The organism is Amycolatopsis sp. SID8362 (assembly GCF_010550475.1).
In the GTDB taxonomy this organism is placed as follows: Bacteria; Actinomycetota; Actinomycetes; order Mycobacteriales; family Pseudonocardiaceae; genus Amycolatopsis; species Amycolatopsis eburnea.
The window spans coordinates 1-3,423 of record NZ_JAAGNB010000545.1; the positions used below are offsets into that span (position 1 = coordinate 1).

Here is a 3,423-nt window from a genome sequence, read left to right on the forward strand (position 1 = left end):
CGCGGCCTGGCTGGTCCGGGCCTCCGGCGCGACCGTGCTCCCGGTCGCGACGCGGGGCACGCGCAAGCCCGCGGACGGCAGGCGGCGCTGGCGCCCGCGCGTGGACATCCTCGTGGGGGAGCCGTTCACGCCGAAGGTCGGACCCGGGAAGACCGGGCTCGACCAGGGCACCGAAGAGCTCCGCGGCGAGCTCGCGGCGCTCGTGAAGACTTTGGACGATTGGCGCAGCGAAAACGGATTCGCTGCGCCATAAGGGAAATTGGGTAGTGATGGAAGAGCTGGACAGCGTCGGCGAGATCGACGGCACCTGGTCGGACGAGACCGAGTTCGCCGCGCTCGACGCGCAGATCGAGGCGGCCGAGCTGGCCGAGGAGGCCGCGCTCGCGCAGCCGGTGCTCGCCGTCGTCGGCCGCCCGAACGTGGGCAAGTCGACGCTGGTCAACCGGATCCTCGGCCGCCGCGAAGCCGTCGTGCAGGACGTGCCGGGCGTGACCCGCGACCGCGTCGCCTACGACGCCTATTGGGGTGGCCGCCGGTTCACCCTGGTCGACACGGGCGGCTGGGAGCCGGACGCGACCGGGCTGCAGGCCTCCGTCGCCGCGCAGGCCGAGCTGGCCATGCAGACCGCGGACGCCGTGCTGCTGGTGATCGACGCCACGGTCGGCGCCACCGCCACCGACGAAGCCGTCTCCAAGGTGCTGCGCCGCTCGAAGAAGCCGGTGCTGCTGGCCGCGAACAAGGTCGACGACGACCGCCTGCTCGCGGACACCGCGTCGCTGTGGTCGCTCGGCCTCGGCGAGCCGCACCCGGTCAGCGCGCTGCACGGACGCAGCTCCGGCGACCTGCTCGACGCCATCCTCAAGGCCCTGCCCGAATCGCCGCGCGAGGGCGGCGCCGTGACGTCGGGGCCGCGGCGCGTCGCGCTGGTCGGCAAGCCGAACGTCGGCAAGTCGAGCCTGCTCAACAAGCTCTCCGGCGAGGAGCGCTCGGTCGTCGACTCGGTCGCCGGCACCACCGTCGACCCGGTCGACTCGCTGGTCGAGCTGGACGGCGAGACCTGGCGGTTCGTCGACACGGCGGGCCTGCGCAAGCGCGTCAACTTCGCCGCCGGCGCCGAGTACTACGCCTCGCTGCGCACCAAGACCGCGATCGACGCGGCCGAGGTCGCGATCGTGCTGCTCGACGCGGCCGAGCCGCTGTCGGAGCAGGACCTGCGGGTGCTGACCATGGTCGTCGAGGCCGGGCGCGCCTGCGTGCTGGCGTTCAACAAGTGGGACCTGGTCGACGAGGACCGTCGGCACGCGATGGTCCGCGAGCTGGACCGCGGCCTGGTCCGCGTGCCGTGGGCGGAGAAGGTCAACATCTCCGCGCTGACCGGCCGTTCGGTGCGCAAGCTGGCGCCGGCGCTGCGGACCGCGCTGAAGTCGTGGGACCAGCGGGTGCCGACCGGCCAGCTCAACGCGTGGCTGTCCGACCTGATCGCGGCCACCCCGCCGCCGGTCCGCTCGGGCAAGCAGCCGAAGGTGCTCTTCGCGACGCAGGCCGGCATCCGGCCGCCGACGCTGGTGCTGTTCACCACGGGCTTCCTCGAGGCGGGCTATCGCCGGTTCATCGAGCGCAAGTTCCGCGAGCAGTTCGGCTTCACCGGCAGTCCCGTTCGGGTGAATGTTCGTGTGCGGGAGAAGAAGGCGAAGCCGAAGATCGGCGGGAAGGCCGCCCGGACGCGGTGATTTCCCCACGTGTCGGGCCCGCGTGAGGTCCGACACTCCCTTGTGACCCTGTGGACACCTTTTCGTCATCCACGGGTATGGTGAAAGGTCGTTGCGGGCGCCTCAACCAGGAGAGCGAGCCCGGTTGAGGCTCCCGGAAGGTGAGTGATGGGCTTGCGCGCCCATGGTTTGTCCCTGCACGTCTTCGGCACGGCCGAGGTGAGCGGTCGATGACCGTCACGATCGAACCCGCCGGTTCCGCGGCCGAAGTGACGCTCGCCCCGGTCGCCGACCGCGCCCTGTTCTGGTCGGGGCTCGGCGCGAGCGAGCGCACCCTGCTGGACGTCCTCGCCGCCACCGCCGAGCTCCACCCCAACGCCGCCGCGATCGACGACGGCACCACCACGCTGACCTACCGGCGCCTGCTCGAGGAGATCGACGCCTACGGCCGCCGGCTGCGCGGCTACGGCGTCGGCCTCGGCGACCGCGTCGGCATCCGGATCTCCTCCGGCACCGCCGAGCTGTACGTCGCGATCCTCGCCACCCTGTCCGTCGGCGCCGCCTACGTGCCGGTCGACGCGGACGACCCGGACGAGCGCGCCGAGCTGGTCTTCGAAGAGGCCCAGGTGGCCGCGGTCGCCACCGACGGCAAGATCCACGTCCACAGCACGCCGGGCGGGCGCGACGGCGTCCCCGGCCCCGCCGACGACGCCTGGATCATCTTCACCTCCGGCTCCACCGGCAAGCCCAAGGGCGTCGCGGTCACGCACGCCTCCGCCGCCGCGTTCGTCGACGCCGAGGCCGAGCTGTTCCTCACCGACGAGCCGATCGGCCCCGGCGACCGCGTCCTGGCCGGGCTGAGCGTCGCCTTCGACGCCTCCTGCGAAGAGATGTGGCTGGCCTGGCGCCACGGTGCCTGCCTGGTCCCGGCGCCGCGCGCGCTGGTCCGCACCGGTGTCGACCTGGGCCCGTGGCTGGTCGCGCAGCGCATCACCGTCGTCTCGACCGTGCCGACGCTGGCCGCGCTGTGGCCCGCCGACGCCCTCGAAGACGTCCGCCTGCTCATCTTCGGCGGCGAAGCGTGCCCGCCGGAGCTGGCCGAGCGCGTCGCCGTCGAAGGCCGCGAAGTCTGGAACACCTACGGCCCGACCGAGGCCACCGTCGTCGCCTGCGCCGCGCAGCTGACCGGCGAGGGCCCGGTGCGGATCGGCCTGCCGCTGTCCGGCTGGCAGCTCGCCGTCGTCAACGACGAGGGCGAGCCGGTCGCCATGGGTGAGACCGGTGAGCTGGTCATCGGCGGCGTCGGCCTGGCCCGCTACCTCGACGCCGAGAAGGACGCGGAGAAGTTCGCCGCCCTGCCGTCGCTGGGCTGGCAGCGCGCCTACCGCTCCGGCGACATGGTCCGCGCCGAAGAGGAAGGCCTGCTGTTCCTCGGTCGCCTCGACGAGCAGGTCAAGCTCGGCGGCCGCCGGATCGAGCTGGGCGAGGTCGACGCCGCGCTGCAGGCCCTGCCGGGCGTGCAGGGCGCGGCCGCCGCGGTCCGCCGCACCAAGGCGGGCAACCAGGTCCTCGTCGGCTACGTCGTCCCGGGCACCGAGCCGTTCGACCACGACCAGGCCGCGACCCGGCTGCGCGAGCACCTGCCCGCCGCGCTGGTGCCGCTGCTCGCCGTCGTCGACGACCTGCCGACCCGCACCTCCGGCAAGGTCGACCG

General features: G+C 73.1%; 2 protein-coding genes and 1 pseudogene. All 3 read left to right on the forward strand.

Annotated features, from left to right (window positions below; all coding sequences use genetic code 11):
- A pseudogene (locus G3I65_RS17200) lies at positions 1-253 on the forward strand (1-acyl-sn-glycerol-3-phosphate acyltransferase); the annotation flags it as partial.
- Between the two features lie 16 nt (positions 254-269).
- Positions 270-1,730: a ribosome biogenesis GTPase Der gene (gene der / locus G3I65_RS17205; RefSeq protein ID WP_163046705.1), complete on the forward strand. Its 1,461-nt coding sequence runs from the start codon at positions 270-272 to the stop codon at positions 1,728-1,730.
- Positions 1,731-1,939: 209 nt separating this feature from the next.
- The coding region (locus tag G3I65_RS17210; RefSeq protein WP_160697020.1) for an amino acid adenylation domain-containing protein at positions 1,940-3,423 on the forward strand (1,484 nt) is incomplete at its 3' end.

Coding starts and splice junctions, on each gene's coding strand:
- der (WP_163046705.1), top strand. CDS start 270: ATGGAAGAGCTGGACAGCGTCGGCGAGATCGACGGCACCTGGTCGGAC.